The organism is Pseudomonas sp. LjRoot71 (assembly GCF_964253255.1).
Taxonomy (GTDB): domain Bacteria; phylum Pseudomonadota; class Gammaproteobacteria; order Pseudomonadales; family Pseudomonadaceae; genus Aquipseudomonas.
The window spans coordinates 3,924,550-3,948,887 of record NZ_CAXURA020000001.1 but is presented as its reverse complement, the minus strand read 5'-3'; the positions used below and the strand labels follow the sequence as shown (position 1 = coordinate 3,948,887).

Genomic DNA, 24,338 nt, shown 5'->3' with positions numbered 1-24,338 from the left:
AGAAAAGCCCGGCAACGCCGGGCTTTTCTTATCAACTCAGGCACTCAGCAATCCGTCAGCTCGATAAATACCTGGGCCAGCTGCTCGATGCCGGCCTGGTCTTCGGCGCTGAAACGCGCCAGCCGTGGGCTGTCGAGGTCCAGCACGCCGAGCAGACGTCCATGCTTGAACAACGGAACCACCAGCTCACTATTGGAGGCACTGTCGCAGGCAATATGCCCGGCAAAGGCGTGCACATCCTCAACCCGCTGGGTTTCACCACTGGCCGCTGCCGCACCGCAGACGCCCCGACCAAAAGGAATGCGCACACACGCCACCTTGCCCTGGAACGGCCCCAATACCAGTTCTTCGCCACGAGCCAGGTAGAACCCCGCCCAATTCAGGTCACTCAGTTCCTGAAACAGAAACGCCGAAAACTGCGCCGCGTTGGCAATAAAATCCCGCTCATCGGCCAGCAGCGCCTGCAACTGCGCCACCAGCAATGGATAGCCATCGAGCCCTTGCCCGCGTTGTTGTAGATCAATCATCAGCCTTACTCAGTAATTGCAGCCCCACCCAGTCACGGGCGAATTGATAGGCGCAGCGTCCATTACGATTGCCGCGCCCCAAGGCCCAACGTATCGCAGCCTTTTCCAGTTCCTCATGCCACTGCCAGACCAACCCGGCCTGGGCAGCGTGTACCCCCACCCAATGCCTGACCACATCGAGAAAATGCTCCTGGGTAAAGGGATAGAACGACAACCACAAACCAAAACGATCGGACAGCGCGATCTTGTCCTCCACCGCCTCATTGGGATGCAATTCGCCATCTACCCGCTGCCAGTTCTCGTTGTCGCTCTGTTTTTCCGGCAGCAGATGACGGCGGTTGGAGGTGGCATACAGCAGCACATTGTCAGGCGCACGCTCCAGAGAACCATCGAGCACGGTTTTCAACATGCGGTAATCACCCTCGCCGTCCTCGAACGACAAATCGTCGCAGAACAGCACAAAACGCTGCGGCAAGCCGCTCAATTGCTCGACGATACGCGGCAGATCGGCCAGGTGATCGCGCTCGATTTCAATCAGGCGAAACCCGGCTGACGCATGCTCGGCCAGCAGCGCACGCACCAGCGATGATTTGCCGGTACCACGCGCGCCCCAGAGCAAGGCATGGTTGGCCGGCAACCCCTGAATGAACTGATGGGTGTTACGCGCCAGTTGTGCACGCTGGCGGTCTACCCCGATCAGATCGCTCAGCTGCATATCCAGGCTGACCCTGAGCGGGCTCAGAAAACCACTGCGCCCCTCACGCTGCCAACGTGCCGCCAGGCTCTGCTGCCAGTCGATCTGCGGGCGCAAAACCGGCAGCAAAGGCTCCAAACGCGCCAGTAACGCATCGGCACGCACTAAAAAATCACCTAAACGCGAATCCACGACACACTCCAGAGTTTTCCGGCAGCCCAGACACTGCCGTGTGGTAAATCACTTGGGCTATGCTTGGCAGGCGATTCAACACGAGAATTACCAGCCCATATGGATATAGCGCTAACCCAACGCCTGTCGTTCAAACAGGCAGGCTTGACCGTGTTGGTGGCCTTTATCCTCGGCACGGCGCTCAGCTTGATTCAAGTGGGCATCGATTATGCCAGCGAAGATGCCTCCATCAACCGCGAGATCAATGCGTTGATGGAAATCAGCCACAACCCGGCTGCGCGTATCGCCTACAACATCGACGCCGAACTGGCGCAGGAACTGGTACTGGGCCTGCTGCGCTCACCGGCGGTGATCAGCGCGCAGATCATCGACAACAATCAGATGACCCTGGCCAGCGTCAGCCGCCCGGCCATGGAAAGTCGCTACCGGGTGCTCAGCGACTTCATGTTCGGCCAGCGCCGGCACTTTGAAACCGCCCTGTTTGTCAGCCACTCCCCCGATGAAGCGCTGGGCCGCCTCAGCCTTGAAGTGGACACCTACGCCTTTGGCAGTCACTTTCTCAAACGCTCGCTGCTGACCCTGCTGACCGGTTTCGCCCGCAGTCTGCTGCTGTCGCTGATCCTGCTGGTGCTGTTCTACTTCATGCTGACCAAACCGCTGACCGGCTTTATCCGTGCGCTCAGCGAGCGTGATCTGCGCAGCCCCAACAATGCCAAGCTGCCCTACCCGGCCAACCATGAACGCGATGAGATCGGCGTGCTGGTCGACGTAACCAACCGCCAGTTGAGCAGCATTGCCAACGAAATCGAGCAGCGCCAGCAGGCCGAAGATCGCCTGACCCGCTACCTGGCCGAACTGGAAGACATGGTGTCAGCCCGTACCGAGCAACTGGAAGCGGCCAACAGCCGCCTGCTCGACTCCAACCGTGAACTGGAACAGGCCAAACGCACCGCACTGGACATGGCCCAGGCACGTTCGGCGTTTCTCGCCAACATGAGCCACGAGATCCGCACCCCGCTCAATGGCCTGCTGGGCATGCTGGCACTGTCGCTGGACGGGCCGCTAAACAATGAACAACGTCAGCAGCTGTCGATTGCCCACGACTCCGGCAAAGTGCTGGTCGAGTTGCTCAACGACATTCTCGACCTGTCGAAATTCGAAGCCGGCCAGCTCGAACTGGAACACATCCCCTTCGATCTCGGCAGCATGGTCGAGGAAACCGCCAGCCTGCTCTCGCAGAATGCCGTACCTGGGGTAGAACTGACCTGCCTGATCGACCCACAACTGCCGAACCAATTGCTGGGCGACCCGACCCGTGTCAGGCAGATTGTCAGCAACCTGCTGTCCAATGCCCTGAAATTCACCCGTTTTGGTCGCGTCGATATCAGCGTCAACGCGCAGGCCAATGGCGTCAGGATTATCGTGCGCGACACCGGCATTGGCATCGCCGAGGACGCGCAGAGCCGTATCTTCCACCCCTTTGCCCAGGCCGAAGTCGGCATTACCCGTCAGTTTGGCGGCACTGGGCTGGGCCTGGCACTGACCCGCCGGCTGTGTGAAGCCATGCGCGGCCAGCTCAGCCTGGAAACCCGCGAAGGCTTTGGCAGTACTTTCTGCATCGACCTGCCCCTGCCCAGCATGGGTGGCACACCACAACCTTTGCAACTGCGCGGCCGCATCATCGGTCTGACGCCAGCCAGCTCAGGGCTCAACGCACAACTGGCCAGCCTGCTGCCGAACTGGGGTCTGGACTATCAGCAACTGGATACCGACAGCCCACTGAATGACCTGCACGCTGACCTGCTGATCAGTGACTGTCCGCAGCGCCTACAGGAATGGCGGCAGACCTCCAGCCTGCCCATCCTGCTGGTCAGCGCCTACGGCAATTTCCTCAGCAGCGAGCAGGTGGACAACCTCGCGCCCATCGAACAACTGGCCCGACCGCTGTCACGCCAGGCGCTGTTGCAGGCCTTGCGCCACAGCCTGAACCAGGACGACAACCCGCCACGCCAGGCCCACAGCGAACCGCCACGCAGCCGTCAGGCGCGCGTATTGCTGGTTGAGGACAACCCGGTCAATCAACTGGTGGCTAAGGGCATGTTGGGCAAACTCGGCTGCGAAGTGCTGCTGGCCAACCATGGAGCTGAGGCCCTGAGCCTGCTGGAAACACAGCATGTCGATCTGGTCCTGATGGACTGTAACATGCCGGTTATGGACGGCTACGAAACCACTCGCCGGATTCGCCAGAAAGAGGCAATCGCTAAATTGCCAATCATCGCGCTGACAGCCAATGCCCTGGCCGACGAGCGCGACCGTTGCCGCGCGGCCGGGATGGACGACTACCTGGCCAAGCCGTTCCGCAAAGATGAGCTGGCGGCACTGCTCGATCAGTGGTTAAGCGCCATAAACTGATCCAGCAGCCCGCCAACCTGGCTGCGCAACGCCGCAAGCGCATCCAGATCAACACCGTGCTCACACAGCAGCTGGCTTTTCAACGGCAACACCTGTTCACGCAGAGCACAGCCGGCGTCCGTCAGCGCTAGATGCACCTCACGCTCGTCGCTGAGCGAACGCCTGCGTTGCAACAGCCCCTGCAACTCCAGGCGCTTGAGCAGCGGCGTCAGCGTGCCGGAGTCCAGCAACAGCCTCTCGCCCAACGCTTTGACCGTCGGCAGTGCCGGCGGTTGTTGCTGCCATTCCCACAACACCAGCATCGCCAGGTACTGCGGGTACGTCAGGCCTAGCTGATCAAGCATCGGCTTGTAGGCGCGGATCACCGCCCGTGAAGCGGCGTACAGCTTGAAGCACAGCTGGTTGTCCAGCTGCAGCCCCTCCTCATCCGCATACAGACTGGCCTGGGTCATTTCAGCAGCGCTTCGATCTCGGCTGTCAGGTCTTCAGGTTTGGTGGTTGGGGCGAAACGCTTGATCACCTTGCCATCGGCACTGACCAGGAATTTGGTGAAGTTCCACTTGATGCCCTGACTGCCGAGCAGGCCTGGCGCACTTTTCTTCAGGTTGACGAACAGCGGGTGGGCATCGCTGCCATTCACATCAACCTTCTTGAACAGCGGGAAGCTGACGCCGAAGTTCAGCTCACAAAACTCGGAAATCGCCCCCTCGTCACCTGGCTCCTGCTTGCCAAACTGATTGCAGGGGAAGCCCAGCACCACCAGACCTTTGTCCTTGTACTGCTGCCAGACGTTCTCCAAACCCTTGTACTGCGGGGTAAAGCCGCACTTACTGGCCGTGTTGACCACCAGCACGGCCTTGCCGCCGAAATCCGCGAGGGTTTTCTGCTCGCCCTTGATGGTGGTGACCGGAATATCGAAGAGTGCATTGCTCATGTGCGTCATCCCTAGAAGAGTTAAAGTCGGCACACAATAGCGAGCAATTAAATTGCATGCAATTTAATTGCTCATAAATAAGGCCTGCTGATGGCAGGCCTGTGGCATGACTACTCGGCGCGCGGCACCAGCTTGAGCGCCGCAGAGTTGATGCAATAGCGTAACCCCGTCGGCACCGGCCCATCGGGAAACACGTGCCCCAGATGGGCATCACACTTGGCGCATTTCACTTCGATACGGTGCATGCCGTGGCTGAAGTCATCCAGGCTGGCGATGGCTTCACTGCTGACCGGCTGAAAGTAGCTGGGCCAGCCGCTACCGGAATCGAATTTGGCATCCGAATCAAACAGTTCGGCCTGACAGCAGGCGCAGTGATAAATGCCCGGCACCTTGCTGTCGTGGTACTGGCCAGTAAAAGCGCGCTCGGTGCCGCCCAGTCGACACACATGAAACTGCTCCTCGGAAAGCTCTTCACGCCAGGCTTCCAGGGGTTTTTCCAGCTTGTTCACAGGCAAGTCTCCTCTACATGAAAAAATCGCCGGGAGCGATTTTTAACGTCGCGCAGCGACGGCCCAAAGGGTGGCGGCCATGGATGGCACGCCATAAAAAAGCCCGACCAGTACCTTTGCCAAGGTCGGGCTGCCACGTATCATTCGACCCCAGTCTGTCACCGGCGTTACAACCTGCCAAGGCGCGTCAGATCGCGGCTTTTTGCAGGGTAATTCAGCGGCGTTCCACCATTCGGGATCATTTACATGCAGTTCAGCAAATCGAACAAGCTCGCCAACGTCTGCTACGACATCCGTGGGCCGGTGCTCAAGCACGCCAAGCGCCTGGAAGAAGAAGGCCAGCGCATCCTCAAGCTGAACATCGGCAACCCGGCCCCGTTCGGTTTCGAAGCGCCTGAGGAAATCCTCCAGGACGTGATCCGCAACCTGCCGACTGCGCAGGGCTACAGCGACTCCAAGGGCCTGTTCAGCGCACGCAAGGCAGTGATGCAGTACTACCAGCAGAAGCAGGTGGAAGGCGTTGGCATCGAGGACATCTACCTGGGCAACGGCGTCTCCGAGCTGATCGTGATGGCCATGCAGGCGCTGCTTAACAACGGCGATGAAGTGCTGATCCCGGCACCGGATTACCCGCTGTGGACTGCCGCCGTAGCCTTGGCAGGCGGTAAACCGGTGCATTACCTGTGCGACGAGCAGGCGGGCTGGTTCCCCGATATCGCCGACATGAAGGCCAAGATCACCCCGAACACCAAAGCCCTGGTGCTGATCAACCCGAACAACCCCACCGGCGCGGTGTACTCCAAAGAAGTGCTGATGGACATCGTTGAGCTGGCGCGCCAGCACAACCTGGTACTGTTCTCCGACGAGATCTACGACAAGATTCTCTACGATGATGCCGTGCATATCTGCACCGCCTCGCTGGCGCCGGACGTGCTGTGCCTGACCTTCAACGGCCTGTCCAAGTCTTACCGTGTGGCCGGCTTCCGCTCCGGCTGGGTGGCGATCTCCGGGCCGAAACATCGTGCACAGAGCTATATCGAAGGCCTGGATATCCTCGCCAACATGCGCCTGTGCGCCAACGTGCCGAGCCAGCACGCGATCCAAACCGCGCTCGGCGGCTACCAGAGCATCAATGACTTGGTACTGCCTAACGGCCGCCTGCTGGAGCAACGCAACCGCACCTGGGAGCTGCTCAACGACATCCCAGGCGTCAGCTGCGTCAAGCCGATGGGCGCGCTGTACGCCTTCCCGAAGATCGATCCGAAGGTCTGCCCGATCCATAACGACGAGAAATTCGTCCTCGATCTGCTGCTCTCGGAAAAACTGCTGATCGTTCAGGGCACCGCCTTCAACTGGCCGTGGCCGGATCACTTCCGCGTGGTCACCCTGCCGCGTGTGGATGAGCTGGAAATGGCCATCGGACGCATCGGCAACTTCCTCAAGACCTACCAACAGTAAGCGGAGATCGCCATGCGCCAGGGCCAATGCTAGTTGTTGGCCCTACGCAGCTTTATCTCCCTACTTCAGTGATGGGTAATTTCTGATGGACCTGCAGATCGACGACTTCTACAAGGATGCAGCCGCCGGCCTGCTGGCCCTGTATCAGACGTTCCCCAGCAAAACCGCGCTGTATGTGGAAGACCTGATCGGCCGTGAAGAGCCCGACGAATTCGGTCTGCCCACGCCCCGCCACCAGAGCTGCCTGGGTGCCCTGCTGTGGCTGGCCGAGGAAGGCTATATCCGCTTCGAATCAACCATCGGCTACGACGCCCTGGATCAAGCCGTACTCAGCGAGAAAGGCTTTCTGCGCCTGACCCGCGGCGTGCCCCACGCCCTGCGAGAGGGCGATGCACTGCCGCCCAGCGTACGCCGCGTGCATGCCACCCTGGCGTTTCAGTTACGCGAAGCCCTGGGGCAACAGCATGGCGAACGCGTCGCCCGCCTCACCCGCCTGCTCTTCGAAAGCACCCTGAACAGCACAAGCGACATAGTTTGAAATAGTACCCAGGTTGAAGTGCCTGGGGTGCCGCCCTTATATAGCCGTCATCATCAAAGCAAACTGTTGAAACCCAAGCAAAAGCGGGCTCAACAGCCTGATAGAACGTTCCCCGTGAGGAGTCTCAATACACCATGATGCGCATTATGCTGTTCCTGGCCACCAACATTGCGGTGTTGATCATCGCCAGCATCACCCTGAAACTGCTCGGGGTTGACCGCTTTACCGGCCAGAACTATGGCAGCCTGCTGGTTTTCTGCGCCGTGTTCGGTTTCGCCGGTTCGCTGGTTTCGCTGTTCCTCTCCAAGTGGATGGCGAAGATGAGCACCAAAACCGAAATCATCACCCAACCGCGCACCCGCCACGAACAATGGCTGCTGCAGACAGTTGAAGAACTGTCCCGCGAAGCCGGCATCAAAATGCCGGAAGTGGGTATTTTCCCGGCTTACGAGTCCAACGCCTTCGCCACTGGCTGGAACAAGAACGACGCCCTGGTGGCTGTCAGCCAAGGCCTGCTGGAGCGTTTCTCGCCTGATGAAGTGCGTGCCGTACTGGCCCACGAAATTGGTCACGTGGCCAACGGTGATATGGTCACCCTGGCGCTGATCCAGGGCGTAGTGAACACCTTCGTGATGTTCTTCGCGCGGATCTTCGGCAACTTCGTCGACAAGGTGATCCTGAAGAATGAAGACGGCCCAGGCATCGGTTATTTCGTGGCAACCATCTTTGCCGAGCTGGTTCTGGGCATTCTGGCCAGCATCATCGTCATGTGGTTCTCGCGTAAGCGCGAATTCAAGGCCGACGAAGCCGGTGCCCGCCTGGCCGGTACCGGTGCCATGATCGCCGCCTTGCAGCGTCTGCGCGCCGAGCAGGAAGTACCGGTAAACATGCCCAGCAGTCTGACCGCTTTCGGCATCAACGGTGGCCTGAAGAATGGCCTGGCAGGCCTGCTGATGACCCACCCACCGCTGGAAGTGCGTATCGAAGCCCTGCGTCAGCGCGGCTAAGTTCAGCAGTCACGCAAAAGGCGGCCCTTGGGCCGCCTTTTTTGTTTGCAGATTTCAGCGCTTACCCAAGCGGTAGACCCGCTCATCCAGGCGCTCCAGGCCGCGCTTGAGAAACTTCCAGTTCTCGCCCAACACATCAATGCACTCCAGTTCCTGCAACTGCCAGTTCGCCGCCAGCAGATGCTGTACCTCAGCATCGCTTACCGCGAAAGGCGGGCCATCCATCTTGTCCTGATCATAATCCAGGGTCACCAGCAGCCCCTGACAGCCACTCGGCAGTACCTGCGACAGGTGCGTCACATAACAGGCACGCATCTCGACAGGCAGTGCAATCAGCGCGGCACGGTCGTACAGAGCGGTGCAACCGTCCAGTTGCTGCGCGCTGAGGGCAAAGAAGTCCCCGCAATAGATCTCCAGGCTGCCCACCTGGTAATGCCGAAATGCCCCGACATCACTGACCTGCGGTTGCAGCCCATGCTCCGTGAAGAAATCCTCAACAGCACGCGGTGCCAGCTCTACCCCCACCACCTGATAACCCTGCCCCGCCAACCAGACCAGATCCAGACTTTTGCCGCACAACGGCACCAGCACCCGCGCCCCTTCAGGCAATCCCAGTGCCGGCCAGTAACGCTGCAGATAAGGATTGACCTCGGGCAGATGAAAGCCAATTTCACTGCGTGCCCATCGCGCCTGCCAGAACTCTGCGTGCATACCACCTCCTGTAGAAACTCAGCCGCTGATCCTGCCGCAAAGGGACTGGAAGACCAAGGACTTATGCCACCCTAAACCATCTATAGATACGATAAATATGCCCGGATATTTACCCTTTTACATGCAGTTTATCTGATGGAAGATGCAGGCAATCGCTCAGGAGTCTGCCATGTCCCTTCCCAGCCTGTTTATCTCTCACGGCTCACCCATGCTGGCCTTGCAGCCCGGTGCCAGCGGCCCTGCCCTTGCTCGCCTGGCTCAGCAGCTACAACGCCCACACGCCATCCTGGTGGTGTCTGCGCACTGGGAAAGCCGCGACTTGCGGGTGGGCAGCGCGGTAACCCCACAAACCTTGCATGACTTCCGTGGTTTTCCAGCCGAACTCTACCAGGTGCAATACCCTGCGCCGGGCGCGCCACAACTGGCAGCAGAAGTTGTCGAGCGATTGACGCAAGCCGGCCTGCCAGCACAACTCGACGCCGAACGGCCGCTGGATCACGGTGCCTGGGTACCCCTGACGCTGATGTACCCGCAGGCCGACATTTCTGTCGTACAAATCTCGCTGCCAAGCCAGCAGGGACCTGCCCTGCAACGCCGAGTTGGCCAGGCACTGGCAAGCTTGCGCAAGAGCGGTGTACTGCTGATCGGTTCCGGCAGCATCACCCACAACCTCGGCGAGCTGGACTGGCAAGCCGGGCCGGAGCAGGTCGAACCCTGGGCACAGGCCTTTCGCGACTGGGTGGTGGATAAACTGAGCAAGCAGGATAACGCGGCCCTCGACGATTACCGTCGGCAGGCTCCTCACGCCGTACGCAACCACCCCAGCGATGAACACCTGCTGCCATTGTTCTTTGCCGCCGGTGCTGGCGGACAGTTCAGGGTCGAGCACAGCGGTTTCACGCTTGGCGCGCTGGGCATGGACATCTATAGCTTCACGTAGCCATACGCCCAACACGTAACAGCAATAAAAAAGCCCCGCACTTGGCGGGGCTTTTTATTCAACCGAAGATCAATCCTCGCGATAGCGACGCAGCTTAAGCGACTTGCCACCAACACGGGTGTCTTTCAGCTTGGCCAGCAGACGCTCCAGACCTTCTTCCGGCAGCTCGACCAGGCTGAAGCTCTCGCGCACTTGGATGCGACCGATGGCTTCACGGACCAGGCCGCCTTCATTAAGGATGGCACCGAGCAGGTTCTTCGCAGCAATACCGTCACGCGCGCCCAATGCGGTGCGGCAACGCGCACGGCCTTCGGCCAGCGGCACCGGAGCGCGACGCTCACGGCTGCCTTCGCGATCAGGACGATCAGGACGATCACCACGCTCGCTACGCTCACGCGGGCCACTGCCGCTACCCGGCACCAACGGCTGGTCGCGCTGAACTTCAGCCAGGGTCAGTGCCTGACCATTGGTGGCCTTGCGCAGCAGGGCCGCGGCCAGGGCGCGCGGGCTGCAACCGATATCGGCAGTCAGGCGATCAAGCAGATCACCGTGGCTGGCTTCGGCATCAGCCACCAGCGGAGCCAGGCTGTTGGTCAATTTCTTGATCCGCGCATCCAGCACTTGCTGGGCGTCCGGCAGTTTGACTTCGCCAACTTTCTGACCGGTAACACGCTCGATCACCTGCAACATGCGGCGCTCACGCGGAGTCACCAGCAGCAGCGCACGACCGGTACGGCCGGCACGGCCGGTACGGCCAATACGGTGTACATAGGATTCCGGGTCATATGGCATGTCCACGTTCATCACGTGGGTGATGCGCGGTACGTCGAGGCCACGGGCGGCCACGTCGGTGGCGATCACGATGTCCAGACGGCCATCTTTTAGCGAGTCGATAACGCGCTCACGCTGGTTCTGCGCGATATCACCGTTCAGTGCGGCAGCCTTGTAGCCCTTGGCTTCCAGCGCGGCGGCCAGGTCCAGGGTGGCTTGCTTGGTGCGCACGAAACCGATCAGCGCGTCGAACTCTTCGACTTCCAGCAGACGCAGCACGGCGGCGTGCTTCTGGTCGGCGTGGACCATCAGGTGCGCCTGCTCAATGGCCGTCACAGTCTGAGTCTTGGAAGCGATCTTGATGTGTTGCGGCTCGCGCAGGTGCTTCTCGGCAATGGCGCGGATCGAGTGCGGCAGGGTCGCGGAGAACAGCACGCTCTGACGGCTAGCCGGCATGGCTTCGAAGATCACTTCGAGGTCATCCATAAAGCCCAGCTTGAGCATTTCGTCGGCTTCGTCGAGCACCAGGTACTGGATGGTCGACAGCACTTTCTCGTCACGACGCAGGTGGTCAACCAGACGACCAGGGGTAGCGACGATGACTTGTGCACCCTGACGGATGGCTTTCAGCTGCGGGCCCATCGGTGCGCCGCCGTAAACGGCAACCACGTTGAGGCCAGGCATCTGCTTGGAATAGGTTTCAAAGGCGGTGGCCACTTGCAGGGCCAGCTCACGGGTCGGCGCGAGAATCAGCGCCTGTGGCTCTTTCTTGGCTGGGTCGATCTTCGACAGGATCGGCAGGGCGAAAGCGGCGGTCTTGCCGGTACCAGTCTGGGCCTGACCGATCATGTCCTGACCGGACAGAATCACGGGAATGGCCTGCGCCTGAATCGGCGACGGCTCTTCATAACCGACAGCGGTCAGTGCAGCGAGAATATTGGAGTTGAGTCCGAGTGCGGCGAAGCCGCCGGTTTCCTGGGTCATGGGTCTGCCTCTAGTGCATCCGCAAAGACCCATGTTCCAAAGCTGCGCATGCCGTGTAAGACCCAAAGGTCACCCTGGCAGCTCTGTCGGCGGGGATTTGCGAAAACGGTGATAAATGAATCGTCAAGGATAGCCCGCTTTGCGGACTGGCTGCCGAAGTCGAGCTTCGGGCGATTTGCACTACCTGAACGTGGCCAAAAATTGACCGGCGCGCACTATACCGGAAAACCTGGCCAATGTGCTGGTTTTTGCACAAATAGAGCTTGGACAAGGCCAAATCGTCATCCTCTGGTAGCCTGCAAATGGCACGCTGTAGTAGCACAGCGTCTACCTTCATAACCTGCCTACAAGGACTCACTGCCATGACCCAAAGCACCAGCGGCCGCGTCAGCCGTGAAAAACGCGGCCAAATCATGTTGATCGGCCTGGACCGAGCGAGCAAACGCAATGCTTTCGACATGCCTATGCTCGATGACCTGTGCCTGGCCTATGGTGAGTTCGAACGCGACAGCGAGGCGCGGGTGGCGCTGGTATTTGCTCATGGCGAACACTTTACCGCCGGCCTGGACCTGGCCAATGTGGCCGCCCAGTTTGCTGCAGGGTGGAAGATCCCGGAGGCGGGTTGCGACCCTTGGGGGGTATTCGGCGGGCCGCGCGTGAGCAAACCGGTAATAGTCGCGGCCCAAGGCTACTGCTACACCATCGGTATCGAGCTGATGCTGGCGTCGGACATCAACCTGTGCGCCAGCAACACCCGCTTCGCGCAGATGGAGGTGCAGCGCGGCATCTTCCCGTTCGGCGGCGCGACCCTGCGCATGCACCAGAGCGCCGGCTGGGGCAACGCCATGCGCTGGCTGCTCACCGGCGATGAGTTCGACGCCCACGAAGCCTATCGCCTGGGGCTGATCCAGCAGGTAGTGGCCAGTGAGGAGCTGCTGCCCAAGGCCCTATGGCTGGCTGAGCGTATTGCCGCGCAAGCCCCGCTGGGCGTGCAGGCTACCCTGGCGTCGGCGCGTCAGGCCGTGGTTGAAGGTCCAGCTGCGGCAGCGGCCAGCCTGCACCCAACGGTGACCCGCTTGATGGCCAGCGAAGATGCTCAAGAAGGTGTGCGGGCCATGCTGGAGCGTCGGCCGGGTGACTTTAAAGGGCGCTGAGTCCAGCCAATCTCACAAGCCCAGCATCGTAGGGTGCGCCATGCGCACCCATTAACTAAGGCTGCGGCGCGCGCGCCCTACCGCGATGTATCCGCTGATACTCAGGTCGCTGGACGCACCGCTTTAATCAACGACTCCAGCGAATAACCGAACTGCGGTGCCAGCAGTGCATCGCGGCGGCGCAGTTCATCAAAATCGATTTCCTGCTCCAGATCCGCCGGCACCAGCAGCACCACATTGCCTTCCTTCACCGGGCACTCCCAGTAATGCCGATGGTAGAGGCCGCGCAGCAGTGGTGCCCCAAGCGGCTTGCCGTCGTTGCCGGCCCACTGGTTGATGATCAGCCAACCGCCCGGATTGAGCTGCTTCTGGCAGTTTTCCAGAAAGCGCCAGGCCAGGTGCCCGGTCGCCGGGCCATGGTCGGTGTACAGGTCGACAAACAGCAGGTCGGTCTTCTCGGCGCTTTCCAGCAGCTCCAGGGCATCGCCGATGCGGATGGTGAGGCGCGGGTCATCGGTCAGGCCCATATGCTCCATGGCCAGGCGCGGCACATCGGCGCGCAATTCGATCACCTCGACATCGTCCAGCGGCAGAAACTTCAGGCAGGCCTGGGTCAGGTTGCCAGCACCGAGGCCGAGAAACAGCGCGCTTTCCGGGTGCTCGTGGCACAGCGCTCCGAGCAGCATGGCGCGGGTGTAGTCGTATTCCAGCCAGCTGGGATCCGGCATATACACGCAGCTCTGCTCGATCGCCTCGCCAAACTCGAGAAAGCGGTAGGCACCCATCTCGACCACCTGAATCACCCCGAAGGCATCATGCACTTCGGCGATCAGCAGCGGGTCCGGCATCTGCCCAACCGGAGGTAAACCTGGCATCCCGCACACTCCACCGTGACATCCCCGACCATTTCGGCCAGGGGAAAGGCGCTAATTGTCATTGAGGCACCCTCCCCTGGTCACGCGATAATTTGCCGCAGTCGGGGGCGCCGAGTTCATCGTCTGCGACTACAACAATAAAAGCGCTTATCGAGGTTTGCCATGTACGCGATTATCGGTTCCGGCCCCATGGGGCTGTGCACGGCACGTCAACTGCACAAGCACGGCATCGACTTTGTCGGTTTCGAACAGCACAGCGATGTCGGCGGTTTGTGGGATATCGATAATCCGCACAGCACCATGTATGACTCGGCGCACCTGATTTCCTCCAAGGGCACCACCCAGTTCACTGAATTCCCGATGCGCAGCGAAGTGGCCCCTTACCCGCACCACAGTGAAATGCGCCGTTATTTTCGTGACTACGCCGAGCACTTTGGCCTGTATGCGCATTACCAGTTCAACACCCGGGTGGTCGATATCCAGCGCCTGGACAACGGCTGGAAGCTGATCAGTGAACAACAGGGCGTGCAGCGTGAATGGCACTTCGAGGGTGTGCTGATCGCCAACGGCACCCTGCACACACCCAATCAGCCGACGTTGCCCGGCACATTTACCGGCGAGCTGATGCACTCCAGAGCCTACCGCTCGGCAGCCGTGTTCGATGGCAAGCGCGTACTAGTGATCGGCTGCGGCAACTCGGCTTGCGACATTGCCGTGGACGCCGTGCACCGCGCCACCTCGGTGGATATCTCGGTACGCCGTGGTTACTACTTCCTGCCCAAGTTCACCCTCGGTCGCCCTACCGACACCCTGGGCGGCGCAATCAAGCTGCCGCGTCCACTCAAGCAGCTGCTCGATGGTCTGCTGGTGCGCGCCCTGGTCGGCAAGCCCTCGCAATACGGCCTGCCCGACCCGGATTACAAACTCTACGAATCACACCCGGTGATGAACTCTCTGGTTCTGCACTACCTCGGCCATGGCGATATCAAGGCACGTCGAGATGTGGCCAAGGTCGAGGGGCAACGGGTGACCTTCACGGATGGCGAGCAGGCCGAGTACGACCTGATTCTGCAGGGCACCGGCTACACGCTCAATTACCCCTTTATCGACCGCACGCACCTCAACTGGCCAAGCCATGTCGGCGCGCCGCAGCTGTACCTCAACGTGTTCCACCCCGAGTACGACAACCTGTTCATGATGGGCATGGTCGAGGCCTCGGGGCTGGGCTGGCAGGGCCGCGACGAGCAGGCCGAGTTGGTGGCCCTGGTGATTCGCCAGCAGCAGGCCGGTAGCGCCGCCGCGAAGAATTTTCGCACGCTGGTACAGGCGCGCAGCACCCAACGCCTGGATGGTGGCTATAGCTACCTGAAGCTGGAACGTATGGCTTATTACGTACACAAGAACAGCTACCGCGCGAGTGTGAAGCAGCACATCGCTGAACTGCGGCAAAACCTGCCGTCTCTGACCTCAACCACTGCCCAGGAAAGCCACGATGCCTGCCGTCAATCTTGAGTTTTCCCCAAGTGCAATGATTGCCCTGAACGCGATCATCGCGCTGATGATGTTCGGCGTGTCGCTGGAACTGCGCGCCGACGACTTCAAACGCATCCTGCGCGCGCCCAAGGCCCCGCTGATCGGCATGCTGGTGCAGTTTGTCCTGTTGCCGGCCTCGACCTGCCTGTTGACCATCGTCCTGCCGATCGACCCAAGCCTGGCCTTGGGCATGATCTTGGTCGCCACCTGCCCGAGCGGCACTTTCTCCAACATCATGACCTGGCTGGGCCGTGGCAATGTTGCGGTGTCGGCCAGCGTTACGGCGGTATCGAGCGTGACGGCGGGGATCTTCACCCCGCTCAACTTCGCCCTGTATGCCGGCCTCAACCCCAACACCCGTGCATTGCTCACGGAAATCAGCGTCGATCCGGTCGAGCTGCTGCTGATGGTGCTGCTGGTACTGGTACTTCCTATGGTGCTCGGCATGTTGCTGGGCAAGCGCCAACCGCAACTGGCGCACAAGCTGGAAAAACCGCTACGCAACTTCTCCCTGCTGGTGATGCTGGCTTTCGTTGGCGGTGCATTCTTCAAGAACTTCGAGCAGTTCATCGAACATTTCCATCTGTTCTTCTGGCTGGTGGTCACCCTCAACTTTATGGCCCTGCTGCTGGGCTACTTTTGCGCTCGGCTGTGGCGTTTGCCGGAAGCCGATGTGCGGGCGGTCACCCTGGAAACCGGCATCCATAACTCAGCGCTGGGCATGGCGCTGATCTTCACCTTCTTCCCCCAGGCCGGCGGCATGCTGCTGATTGCCGCGTTCTGGGGCTGCTGGCAGCTGCTGTCCGGGCTGATCCTGGCCCTGTACTGGTCCCGCAACCCGCCAGCCACCGTTCAGATCGACGCGCTCGGCGAAGGCACCCACTGATGCATATTGCACTGATCACCGGGGCCGCCAGCGGCCTCGGCTGGGCGCTTGCACGCCTTTATCACGCCCAGGGCTACGGCCTGCTGCTCACCGATATCAATGCCAGCGGCCTGGCCGCGCGGGTAACTGAGCTGGGCGCAGACCGGGTGATCGGCCTGGCCGGTGATATCACCGATCCAGCCCTGCACCAGCAATTGCTGCACGCCTGCCGCGAGCGTTTCGGCCGCCTCGATGTGCTGATCAATAACGCCGGCATCACCCACCGCTCACCCACCTGCCAGACCAATCCGGCGGTATTTCGCCAGGTCATGGCCGTGGACTATCACGCACCGGTCGAACTGACCCTGAGCGCCCTGCCGCTGCTGCGTCAAAGCCGTGGGCAGATCATCGCCATCGGTTCCATGGCCGGCTGGATGCCGGTGCTCGGTCGCGCCGGCTATTGCGCGGCGAAAAGCGCCCTGGGTCAGTTTTTCGAAGTGCTGCGCGCCGAGGCCCGCCGCGACGGCATTGGCATGCTGCTGGTGTACCCAAGCTTTCTGGACACTCCCATCGACCTCAACGCCCTCGGGGCTGACGGCAAACCGGCCGGTCATGCGCGCTCGACCATTGGCAAGATACGCGGCGCCGACTGGATGGCCGGGCAGATTCTCCAGGCGCAGAGCCAGGGCCGCGAACGCCTGTTCCCCGACCGTGGCAGTTGGCTGGCCAGCCTGCTGTGGCGCATTGCGCCAGGGTTGTACTACCGCAAGATGAGCGCGCGTTTCGCTGCGGAGATGGACTGATGGAAATCGCCTGGCTGGCCCTGGCCGGCTTTATCCTGCTGGCCTACACCCTGGAAGCCATCACCGGCTTCGGCAGCATCGTGATCGCCCTGTCGCTCGGCGCGCTGCTGCTGCCGATTGAGCAATTGCTGCCAATCCTGGTGCCGCTGAATATCTGCATGACCGGCTACCTGGTCTGGCGGCACCGGCAGATGATCGACCGCAGCCTGTTGCTGGGCATGATCCTGCCCGGCATGGTCGTCGGCACGCTGATCGGCTACGCCTTGCTGCCTTTCCTTGACGCCGCCCTGGCCAAGCGCCTGTTCGGCGCACTGGTGCTGTGGTTTGCCGCCCGCGAGCTGTGGCGCATTCGCCACGCCTCTGCGCAGGCGGTTCGGCCGCTGTGGTTCAGCCGCCTGCTGAGCCTGTGCGCCGGCATCAGCCATGGCCTGTTCGCCTCCGGCGGGCCGCTGCTGGTGTTTGCCCTGGCCGGCACACAACTGGACAAGGCGCGTCTGCGCGCCACCCTGGTCACGGTGTGGTTCAGCCTCAACAGCCTGCTGACGCTGGCCTTCCTGCTCGACGGCCGTCTGCTGCCCGCGCTGCCACAGGTGCTCAGTTATGCCCCCTTGCTGCTGATCGGCGTGTGGCTGGGTGAGCGCCTGCACCAGCGCTTTAACGAACAGCATTTCCGCATTGCCATCTACCTGTTGCTGCTGGTCACCGGCGGCCTGCTGCTAGCGCCCTGGAGCTTGTTATGAATTACGACGTGATCATCAAGAACGGCCTGTATTTCGATGGCAGCAACCAGCCGGGCCAGCTACGGCATATCGGCATCAAGAATGGGCGCATCGATGCGGTCAGCCTCAGTCCGCTGGATGAGAGCGGCTGCCCCGAGGTGCTCAACGCCGCCGGTAAGTGGGTCACCCCTGGTTTTCTGGAAATCCACTCGCACTACGACGCCGAAGTGATCGCCGCCCCTGCGCTGAAGGAGTCGGTGCGCCACGGTGTGACCAGCGTGACCATCGGCTCCTGCTCGATCAGCATGGTGCTGGCCGATGCCGAGGACTGCTCCGACCTGTTCACCCGCGTCGAGGCGGTGCCGCGCGAGTACGTGCTGCCGATCCTGCAGGAGAAGAAGACTTGGCGCGACGCCGCCGGCTACCGCGCCTTCTACGACCAGCAGCCACTGGGGCCGAACGTCAGCTCTTTCCTCGGCCACTCCGAACTGCGCGTGGCAGTCATGGGCCTAGAGCGAGCTACCAGCCAGGTGACGCCGACCGAAGCCGAGCTGCAACGCATGGAGCAGCTACTGGAAGAGGCACTGGACGCCGGCTGCATTGGCCTGTCGGTGATGACCACGCGCCTCGACAAGATGGACGGCGACCGCGCCTGGTCCAGCCCGCTGCCCTCGACCTTTGCCAGCTGGAAGGAGTTCTCGCGGCTGTTCGCCATCCTCCGTCGCCGTGGCGCGGTGATGCAGGGCGCGCCGAATGCAGTGACCAAGGTCAACGTGTTCGCCTTCCTCTGGCAGGCCCACGGCTGGTTCCGCAAGCCACTGAAGTGCTCGATGCTCACCGCTCTGGATCTGAAATCCCAGCCGCTGTTGCACCGCTTCACCCGCCTCTCCGGCTGGTTGGCGAATAAGGTGCTGCGCGGCCACTTCCGCTGGCAGACCCTGCCGGCACCGTTCACCCTGCGCCTCGAAGGCCTCAACGTAAACGCCTTCGAGGAGTTCGGCGCTGGCGAGATCCTGCGCAATATCAAGGATCCCGACGAGCTGTACAGCAAGGTGCTGGAGCCGGCGTTCCGCGCCCTGTTCAAGAAGCAGGTCAAGGCCGTGCTGACCAAGGGCCTGTGGCACCGCGACTTCTCCGACTGCTGGGTGACCGAATGCCCGGACGCTTCGCTGGTCGGCAAGAACTTCAAACAGCTCGGTGAGAGTCGTGGCCTGGATGCGGTGGACGCCTATTTCGAGCTGGCCTGCCAGTACCGCGAAGCGCTGAAGTGGACCACCTGCTACGGCAACCAGCGCGAGCCCGTGATGCACAAGCTGCTGTCCAGCCCTTGGACCCAGCCGGGCTTCGCCGACTCCGGCGCGCACCTGCGCTCCATCGCCCAGTACAACTTCCCGCTGCGCTTCCTCAAATACGTGCGTGATGCCGAACTGGCCGGCACGCCCTTTATGCACACCGGCCGGGCGATCCATCGTCTAAGCGGCGAGCTGGCGGACTTTATCGGCGTGGATGCCGGCTATATCCGCGTCGGCGACCGCGCCGATCTGGTGATCGTCAACCCGACCGGGCTGACCGATGAGCTGGACGAGATGCATGAAGCGTCGATGGAAGTGCTCGGCCTGGAGCGCGTTGTCAAACGCAACGATGCGGCGGTGGACGCCACCCTGATCAACGGCCGTATCGCCTACCGCCGTGGCAGCGAGTTCCCCAGCGAGCTGGGCCAGCAGCAAGGTTTCGGTCGCTTCCTCGCGAGCCGCGATGTAACGCCAGGCTGAAAATGTAGCCGGATCACCATCTGTAGGAGCGGGCCGTGTATACGAAACGCATCGCAGCCATGGGCTGCCCCGACAGAGAAGCGGCAAACCCGAGCCATGCGGCATCATGCAGCAGCTCTATCGCGCCTATCGGCTTGCCGGCCATGGCTTATCGGTTACCATGCCCGTCCGCCTAAATTGACTTAAGCCGAGAGCCGCAATGTCGCAACCCTGGAGCCCTGAAAGCTGGAGAGCCAAGCCGATCCAGCAACAACCGCAGTACCCGAACGCCGCGCAGCTGGCCCAGGTCGAGCAGACCCTGGCCGGTTATCCGCCGCTGGTGTTTGCCGGTGAGGCCCGCGAACTGCGCCGCCAGTTTGCCGAGGTCACCCAGGGTCGCGCGTTTCTCCTGCAGGGTGGCGATTGCGCCGAGAGTTTTGCCGAGTTCAGCGCGGCGAAAATCCGCGACACCTTCAAGGTGCTGCTGCAGATGGCCATCGTCATGACCTTCGCCGCCGGCTGCCCGGTGGTCAAGGTCGGGCGCATGGCCGGCCAGTTCGCCAAGCCGCGCTCGGCCAACGATGAAACCATCGACGGCGTGACCCTGCCCGCCTACCGCGGCGATATCGTCAACGGCATCGGCTTCGACGCCGCCAGCCGCGTGCCCGACCCGGAGCGCCTGTTGCAGGCCTACCACCAGTCCACCGCCTCGCTGAACCTGCTGCGCGCCTTTGCTCAGGGCGGTTTCGCCGACCTGCACCAGGTGCACCAGTGGAACCTCGACTTTATCGCCAACTCGGCGTTGGGCGAGAAGTACAGCGCGCTGGCCGACCGTATCGACGAAACCCTCGCATTCATGCGCGCCTGCGGCATGGACGGCGCAGCGCAAGTACGTGAAACCAGCTTCTTCACCGCCCACGAGGCGCTGCTGCTGAATTACGAACAGGCCTTCGTGCGCAAGGACAGCCTTACCGGCGACTTCTATGACTGCTCGGCGCACATGCTGTGGATCGGCGACCGCACCCGTCAGCTGGACGGCGCACATGTCGAGTTCCTGCGCGGTGTCGGTAACCCGATCGGGGTAAAAGTCGGCCCGAGCATGGGCAGCGAAGACCTTATCCGCCTGATTGACATCCTCAACCCGGACAACGATCCCGGTCGCCTCAACCTGATCGTGCGCATGGGCGCGGACAAAGTTGAAGCCGGCCTGCCGCGCCTGATCCAGACCGTGCAACGTGAAGGCCGCCAGGTGCTGTGGAGTTCCGACCCGATGCACGGCAACACCATCAAGGCCTCCAGCGGCTACAAGACCCGCGACTTTGCGCAGATCCTCGCCGAGGTGAAGCAGTTCTTCGCGGTGCACCAGGCCGAGGGCAGCTACGCCGGCGGTATCCATATCGAGATGACCGGGCAGAACGTCACCGAATGCATCGGCGGCGCGCGCCCGATCACCGAAGACGGCCTGTCGGATCGCTACCACACCCACTGCGACCCACGGATGAACGCCGATCAGTCGCTGGAACTGGCCTTCCTGATCGCCGAAACCCTCAAGCAGGTAAGGCGTTAAGCCCGGTTGGCGGCTGATCAGACAGATCAGCCGCCAACGCGTTATGGTGACCACTCTCCCTCCGAGGAAGCACCCATGACCTGGTATATCTGGTTATTCATACTGCTCGTGCTGGGCTCCATCGTTGGCGGCCTGATGGTGCTGCTGCGCACCGCAAAACCGCTGCCGCTGAGCGAAGAACAACTGGCCAAAATCCGCCAGCGCCAGCTGGAACAGGAAGCCAAGGACGCCCGCGAACGCTAACGCCTCGTACAACAAGGACGTGCCATGCCGTTGCATCTGCGTTTGCTGCTGCCAACCCTGTGCCTGGGCATGGGCTTTGCGCTGGGCTATATCCAGCTTGTAGGTCTGGCGGCGGGTGTGGTTCTGAGCGCGTTACTGCTATATGCCGACAAGCTGCTGCCCACGTCACTGTGGGTGGTTCTTGCGCTGTGCGCCTGCATTGCCCTGGCCGCCCACGCCGTTCCCGGCTTCAGCGCCACACCACTGTGGCCGGCCCAGCAGCTCAGCAGCGACGCCGTGCCTTACACCCTGCGTCTGTCCTGGGACAAGCTGCTGGTAGGCCTTACGCTGCTTGCCTGGTGGCTGGGGCAGCCGCCTGCAAACAAGCCACTGACCTACCGTGTCTGGCTGACAGCCGCACTAACCCTGCTGGCCGTGCCGGTACTGGCAATCGGTGTGGGGTTGGTAGGCTGGCAGCCAAAATGGCCCAGCGAGCTGTGGCTGTGGTTGGCGGTCAATCTGGGCGTGGCCGTGCTGGCCGAAGAGTTGCTGTTTCGCGGGTTACTGCAGCGCTTCCTGGTCAGTTGGCTGGGTGCCTGGCTTGGGATTGGCCTGACAACGCTACTGTTCGCTGCCGTACACATCCCCTTCAGCCCATTGTTTGCCGTGGTTGCCGGAGTCGCGGGGCTGGGTTACGGGCTTATTTTCCACTTCAGCGGACGCATCAGCCTGGCCGTTGCCTTGCATGGTGCGGTCAATCTGTTGCACCTTCTGCTATTGAGCTACCCGTTACGCCTGGGCTGACGGCAACCTGGTAGCGCGCAAAAATCTGCGTCAACTGGCCGTTTTTCCGCAACATTTCGAGAATCGCCGAAAACTGCTCAGGGCTGATAGGCGCCCCTGGGCGAATGATCACATGGTGGCGATAACGCTGATCGGCCCGCTCGGAAATCAGCAACTGCCCGGCAAACTGGCGATTGCGCTCGAGAAAATCGCCAATATAGGAGCGCGTTACCAAAGCAATTTCCGCACGCTGATGCAGCACCATCAGCAGATTGCTCTCATGGGAATGGCTCAGCGAGGCGTTGAAGGTTTTGCTCAGGTAACCCGGCTCGGCATTGAACTGGGCAAAGGCATAGTGATAGCCGTGGTAAAGCGCCAGGCGTTTGCCGGTGAGGGTGTCGAAATAGCGCTGGTCGCGCCCCGGCTCAGCCCGCGCGACAAACACTTCGGAGTCCTCCAGGCCCATGTCCACGGCTGCGTGCGGCACATCCTGCCAGCCCCAACCGGGATTTTCGAAAATGGCCAGATCAATGCGCTGCTGCCTAAAGTCGCGAAAACGCCGCTTGATCGACGTGGGCACCATGACAAAGCTGAATTGGCTCTGCGCCTGATTCAGGGCCGTCAGCAAATCGGCCAACAGCCCGCGAGCCTGATGCTGTTCAGCCTTGAATACATAAGGAGGAAAATACACCGCCGCCACACGCACTTCCTGCGCGGCAATTGCCGACTGCGCCAGCACTAACGCCAGCGCCGCGCCACAGATCCTGAATCCTCGCCCGAAAAGCCCCATACGACGCCAACGTCCTTATTTTTTGTTGTTTGCAGCCTACTCCAGGCGAACCTGACCGAACAGAGCATTTTCAGTCATTTAGGGTACGGAAACTTCCCGCAAGTGGTATCTGCCCAGCAACTGTTCCAAATGTTTATCGCGATTGAGTTGTTTAAGCAGGTCCGCAAAGGCCTGCGGCGAAATGGCCGACAGCGGCCGAAACAGCGCCTGATGCTGATAGACCTGATCAACCCGCCTGGACACCAGCAGCGCGCTGCTTTGTTCGGGGTAACGCTGCTGATAAGCGCGCAAGTAAGAACGCGTTACCACCGCCACATCGGCACGGCCACGCAGCAACATGATCAGGTTACTGTCATGGGAATAGGTCAACACAGCATTGTATTGCTGGGTGAGCACCTGTTTGTCCGAATTGAAATCAGCAAAGCCATAGTGATAACCGCTGTACAGGGCCATGCGCTTGCCATTCAGATTATCGAAATAGTGCTCGTCACGGCCCGGTTGCAGGCGGGCGACATAGACTTCGGCGTCGTTGATATGCAGATCCAGAGCTGCATGAGCAATACCCTGCCAGCCCCAGCCGGGAGATTCGAAGAGGATCAGATCAAAGCGGCCGTTCTGCAGATCACGGTAACGGCGCATGGTCGAAGTTGCGACCAGCGTAAAGCGATAGTCTCTCTGCGACTGGTTAAGCGCCTGCAGCAACTCCGGCAGCAGGCCACCCACGCGGTCACCTTCCGGTTTCACCACATAAGGCGGGAAATGGTAGGCCCCCACCCGCACGTCAACGGCCGCCTGGGTCGTACAGGCCAGCGTCAACGCAAACAGGAAGAGCAGCCCCTTGAACAGCTTGGGCAAACGACAGACCTCAGCAGACTGGATACAGCAATAGGACGCTCTGACAGCATCAATAATTATTTGACGCCAAAATACTATCAAAACGCCATATTAAGCGTAGCTCAATTTGCTCAAGCGTCTTTGATCACCAGAGACAGGGCCTCTTCAGCCAACTGATCGAGGGTCATCGGCCCTTCCGGACGGAACCAGGTGGTGGTCCAACTCAGCGCGCCAGTCAGCAGGCGACGCAAAATAAACGGATCCGCCTTGATGTAGCCAGCTGCCTTGGCTTCACCCAACACTTGCAGCCAAAGCTGCTCATAGTTGTCACGCAGTTCAAGGATAAATGCCTGGCCCTGCTCCGACAGCGAGCGCCATTCATACACCAACACGGCCATGGCCTCACCGGTGCCACCCATGATCGATTGCAGCTCGCAGCGAATCAGCGCCAGCACACGACCGCGCAAATCCGTCGCATCAGCCAGGGAGGCCTGCATCAGCGCGGTGTTGTAGCGAATCGTCTCCTCCATCACCGAACGTAGGATTTCGTCCTTGCTCTTGAAGTGATGAAAGATGCTGCCGGACTGAATGCCCACAGCACTGGCCAGATCACGCACCGTGGTGCGCTCGTAGCCCTTGCTGCGGAACAGGTGTGCGGCGGTTTGCAGCAATTTGCCGCGCGCGCTGTCCGGATCGGTGATCTGCCCACTGGCCACCAGGTCCCGCATCACCGCCTGCGCTTGTTGATCATCCACGCTAAATGCT

Annotated in this window: 25 protein-coding genes; 14 read left to right on the top strand and 11 right to left on the bottom strand. The window is 61.1% G+C overall.

Annotated elements, in window-relative coordinates; translation table 11 throughout:
* Nucleotides 1-44 precede the first annotated feature (44 nt).
* Together ACSQ17_RS18625 and ACSQ17_RS18620 are read right to left on the bottom strand one after the other, a co-directional pair.
* Nucleotides 45-527 carry a GAF domain-containing protein gene (locus tag ACSQ17_RS18625; protein WP_233684405.1) on the bottom strand — a complete coding sequence of 161 codons (483 nt, stop codon included), beginning with the start codon at nt 525-527 and terminating at the stop codon, nt 45-47.
* Nucleotides 520-1,413, bottom strand: coding sequence for an ATP-binding protein (locus tag ACSQ17_RS18620; RefSeq protein ID WP_436070048.1), 894 nt, complete (start codon nt 1,411-1,413; stop codon nt 520-522). Before ACSQ17_RS18620 ends, ACSQ17_RS18625 begins: the two co-directional genes overlap by 8 nt.
* Before the next feature lie 99 nt (nt 1,414-1,512).
* Between ACSQ17_RS18620 and ACSQ17_RS18615 the strand changes: the two genes are divergently transcribed.
* Complete coding sequence (locus ACSQ17_RS18615) at nt 1,513-3,825, top strand: response regulator (RefSeq protein WP_436070047.1); 2,313 nt, start codon at nt 1,513-1,515, stop codon at nt 3,823-3,825.
* Here the strand turns inward: ACSQ17_RS18615 and ACSQ17_RS18610 are convergent.
* The 3 genes from ACSQ17_RS18610 to msrB form a co-directional block, all read right to left on the bottom strand.
* On the bottom strand, nt 3,801-4,277 hold the full coding sequence (locus ACSQ17_RS18610; protein ID WP_233684402.1) for a MarR family winged helix-turn-helix transcriptional regulator: 477 nt from the start codon (nt 4,275-4,277) through the stop codon (nt 3,801-3,803). The genes ACSQ17_RS18615 and ACSQ17_RS18610 overlap by 25 nt on opposite strands.
* Nucleotides 4,274-4,759 (bottom strand): glutathione peroxidase, encoded by a 486-nt coding sequence (locus ACSQ17_RS18605; protein ID WP_233684401.1) that lies wholly within the window; start codon nt 4,757-4,759, stop codon nt 4,274-4,276. Before ACSQ17_RS18605 ends, ACSQ17_RS18610 begins: the two co-directional genes overlap by 4 nt.
* Nucleotides 4,760-4,869: 110 nt before the next feature.
* Nucleotides 4,870-5,268 (bottom strand): peptide-methionine (R)-S-oxide reductase MsrB, encoded by a 399-nt coding sequence (msrB, locus tag ACSQ17_RS18600; RefSeq protein ID WP_233684400.1) that lies wholly within the window; start codon nt 5,266-5,268, stop codon nt 4,870-4,872.
* Nucleotides 5,269-5,514: 246 nt separating this feature from the next.
* Between msrB and ACSQ17_RS18595 the strand changes: the two genes are divergently transcribed.
* From ACSQ17_RS18595 to htpX, 3 genes are all read left to right on the top strand, one after another.
* On the top strand, nt 5,515-6,726 hold the full coding sequence (locus tag ACSQ17_RS18595) for a pyridoxal phosphate-dependent aminotransferase (RefSeq protein WP_233684399.1): 1,212 nt from the start codon (nt 5,515-5,517) through the stop codon (nt 6,724-6,726).
* Nucleotides 6,727-6,811: 85 nt separating this feature from the next.
* Nucleotides 6,812-7,264: a hypothetical protein gene (locus ACSQ17_RS18590; RefSeq protein ID WP_436070046.1), complete on the top strand. Its 453-nt coding sequence runs from the start codon at nt 6,812-6,814 to the stop codon at nt 7,262-7,264.
* A 134-nt stretch (nt 7,265-7,398) separates the two neighbouring features.
* Nucleotides 7,399-8,271: a protease HtpX gene (gene htpX, locus ACSQ17_RS18585; RefSeq protein ID WP_233684397.1), complete on the top strand. Its 873-nt coding sequence runs from the start codon at nt 7,399-7,401 to the stop codon at nt 8,269-8,271.
* A gap of 54 nt (nt 8,272-8,325) precedes the next feature.
* Here the strand turns inward: htpX and ACSQ17_RS18580 are convergent, their stop codons facing one another.
* Nucleotides 8,326-8,982, bottom strand: a complete 657-nt coding sequence (locus tag ACSQ17_RS18580) for a thiopurine S-methyltransferase (RefSeq protein ID WP_436070045.1) — start codon at nt 8,980-8,982, stop codon at nt 8,326-8,328.
* 169 nt (nt 8,983-9,151) lie between these two features.
* On the opposite strand from ACSQ17_RS18580, the gene ACSQ17_RS18575 reads away from it, so the two are divergent.
* A complete protein-coding gene (locus ACSQ17_RS18575; RefSeq protein ID WP_436070044.1) occupies nt 9,152-9,922 on the top strand; it encodes a DODA-type extradiol aromatic ring-opening family dioxygenase in 771 nt (256 codons plus the stop codon).
* 69 nt (nt 9,923-9,991) lie between these two features.
* On the opposite strand, the gene ACSQ17_RS18570 is transcribed toward ACSQ17_RS18575, so the two are convergent.
* On the bottom strand, nt 9,992-11,710 hold the full coding sequence (locus ACSQ17_RS18570) for a DEAD/DEAH box helicase (protein ID WP_436070043.1): 1,719 nt from the start codon (nt 11,708-11,710) through the stop codon (nt 9,992-9,994).
* A gap of 329 nt (nt 11,711-12,039) precedes the next feature.
* Here ACSQ17_RS18570 and ACSQ17_RS18565 point away from each other — a divergent pair, with 329 nt between their 5' ends.
* On the top strand, nt 12,040-12,831 hold the full coding sequence (locus tag ACSQ17_RS18565; RefSeq protein ID WP_436070042.1) for a crotonase/enoyl-CoA hydratase family protein: 792 nt from the start codon (nt 12,040-12,042) through the stop codon (nt 12,829-12,831).
* Between the two features lie 101 nt (nt 12,832-12,932).
* Here ACSQ17_RS18565 and ACSQ17_RS18560 read toward each other — a convergent pair whose 3' ends face one another.
* A complete protein-coding gene (locus ACSQ17_RS18560; RefSeq protein WP_233684392.1) occupies nt 12,933-13,706 on the bottom strand; it encodes a spermidine synthase in 774 nt (257 codons plus the stop codon).
* A 162-nt stretch (nt 13,707-13,868) separates the two neighbouring features.
* On the opposite strand from ACSQ17_RS18560, the gene ACSQ17_RS18555 reads away from it, so the two are divergent.
* From ACSQ17_RS18555 to ACSQ17_RS18520, 8 genes are all read left to right on the top strand, one after another.
* Complete coding sequence (locus tag ACSQ17_RS18555; RefSeq protein ID WP_436070041.1) at nt 13,869-15,218, top strand: flavin-containing monooxygenase; 1,350 nt, start codon at nt 13,869-13,871, stop codon at nt 15,216-15,218.
* Nucleotides 15,199-16,125: a bile acid:sodium symporter family protein gene (locus ACSQ17_RS18550; RefSeq protein ID WP_436070040.1), complete on the top strand. Its 927-nt coding sequence runs from the start codon at nt 15,199-15,201 to the stop codon at nt 16,123-16,125. The genes ACSQ17_RS18555 and ACSQ17_RS18550 overlap by 20 nt, the downstream gene beginning before the upstream one ends.
* On the top strand, nt 16,125-16,907 hold the full coding sequence (locus tag ACSQ17_RS18545; protein ID WP_436070039.1) for an SDR family NAD(P)-dependent oxidoreductase: 783 nt from the start codon (nt 16,125-16,127) through the stop codon (nt 16,905-16,907). Before ACSQ17_RS18550 ends, ACSQ17_RS18545 begins: the two co-directional genes overlap by 1 nt.
* Nucleotides 16,907-17,647 carry a sulfite exporter TauE/SafE family protein gene (locus tag ACSQ17_RS18540; protein WP_436070038.1) on the top strand — a complete coding sequence of 247 codons (741 nt, stop codon included), beginning with the start codon at nt 16,907-16,909 and terminating at the stop codon, nt 17,645-17,647. The genes ACSQ17_RS18545 and ACSQ17_RS18540 overlap by 1 nt, the downstream gene beginning before the upstream one ends.
* Nucleotides 17,644-19,398, top strand: a complete 1,755-nt coding sequence (locus ACSQ17_RS18535; protein ID WP_436070037.1) for an N-acyl-D-amino-acid deacylase family protein — start codon at nt 17,644-17,646, stop codon at nt 19,396-19,398. The genes ACSQ17_RS18540 and ACSQ17_RS18535 overlap by 4 nt, the downstream gene beginning before the upstream one ends.
* A 199-nt stretch (nt 19,399-19,597) precedes the next feature.
* Complete coding sequence (locus ACSQ17_RS18530) at nt 19,598-20,944, top strand: class II 3-deoxy-7-phosphoheptulonate synthase (RefSeq protein WP_233684386.1); 1,347 nt, start codon at nt 19,598-19,600, stop codon at nt 20,942-20,944.
* Between the two features lie 75 nt (nt 20,945-21,019).
* Nucleotides 21,020-21,187 carry a DUF2897 family protein gene (locus tag ACSQ17_RS18525; RefSeq protein WP_233684385.1) on the top strand — a complete coding sequence of 56 codons (168 nt, stop codon included), beginning with the start codon at nt 21,020-21,022 and terminating at the stop codon, nt 21,185-21,187.
* Between the two features lie 24 nt (nt 21,188-21,211).
* Nucleotides 21,212-21,970: a CPBP family intramembrane glutamic endopeptidase gene (locus ACSQ17_RS18520; RefSeq protein WP_436070036.1), complete on the top strand. Its 759-nt coding sequence runs from the start codon at nt 21,212-21,214 to the stop codon at nt 21,968-21,970.
* Here the strand turns inward: ACSQ17_RS18520 and ACSQ17_RS18515 are convergent.
* From ACSQ17_RS18515 to ACSQ17_RS18505, 3 genes are all read right to left on the bottom strand, one after another.
* The gene (locus tag ACSQ17_RS18515) at nt 21,921-22,739 is read right to left on the bottom strand and encodes an amino acid ABC transporter substrate-binding protein (RefSeq protein ID WP_436070035.1); all 819 of its coding nucleotides are present in this window, start codon (nt 22,737-22,739) and stop codon (nt 21,921-21,923) included. The two genes, ACSQ17_RS18520 and ACSQ17_RS18515, sit on opposite strands and share 50 nt — an antisense overlap.
* Nucleotides 22,740-22,817: 78 nt before the next feature.
* Nucleotides 22,818-23,594 carry a substrate-binding periplasmic protein gene (locus ACSQ17_RS18510; protein ID WP_233684382.1) on the bottom strand — a complete coding sequence of 259 codons (777 nt, stop codon included), beginning with the start codon at nt 23,592-23,594 and terminating at the stop codon, nt 22,818-22,820.
* A gap of 110 nt (nt 23,595-23,704) precedes the next feature.
* Entirely contained in the window at nt 23,705-24,328 is a 624-nt protein-coding gene (locus ACSQ17_RS18505; RefSeq protein WP_233684381.1) for a TetR/AcrR family transcriptional regulator, read from the bottom strand.
* Between the last annotated feature and the right edge of the window lie 10 nt (nt 24,329-24,338).